The organism is Klenkia terrae, assembly GCF_037083865.1.
GTDB lineage: Bacteria > Actinomycetota > Actinomycetes > Mycobacteriales > Geodermatophilaceae > Klenkia > Klenkia terrae.
Window position 1 is genome coordinate 1 of record NZ_JBAPLV010000074.1, and the last position, 630, is coordinate 630.

A 630-nucleotide genomic window follows, 5' to 3' on the forward strand; every position below is an offset into this window, starting at 1 on the left:
CCATGACCGGCGCCGTACTCACCGCCTGGATCGCCCAGGGCTACGAGGTCGGCCCGCTGGGCTACCCCACCGGCGACCCGCGCACCGTCGCCGGCGGCACCGTCCAGGACTTCCAGGGCGGCACCCTCTACAGCCACCCCGCGGCGGGCACCCGTACCGTCGGCACCGCCTACGCCGCGGCCCACCAGGCCGCGGGCGGGCCGGCCGGCCCGCTCGGCTACCCGACGTCCGGCCTGATCTGCGGTCTGCGCGGGGGCGGGTGCGGCCAGGTCTTCCAGGGCGGGCGCATCTACTCGACCACCGCCACGGGTGCCCACGCCGTGTCCGGCGCGATCCAGGACGCCTGGATCGCCCAGGGCTGGGAGACCGGCGCCCTCGGCTACCCCACGGGCGAGGCCCGCACCGTGGCCGGCGGCACCACCCAGGACTTCCAGGGCGGCAGCATCACCACCAGCGCAGCGACCGGCACCCACACCGTGCTGGCCGCCTACCAGACCCCGCTGCAGGCCGCGGGCGGGGTGACCGGTCCGCTCGGTCTCCCCGTCACCGACCTGATCTGCGGCATGCGCAGCTCGGGCTGCGGCCAGGTCTTCCAGGGCGGACGCATCTACTCCACCCCCACCACCGGCG

At 76.3% G+C, this 630-nt stretch carries 1 protein-coding gene; it reads left to right on the forward strand.

All coding sequences use genetic code 11. The features are described 5' to 3' along the window. A partial coding sequence (locus tag UXQ13_RS23585) for an LGFP repeat-containing protein (protein ID WP_419146496.1) occupies positions 1–630 on the forward strand: 630 nt, incomplete at both ends.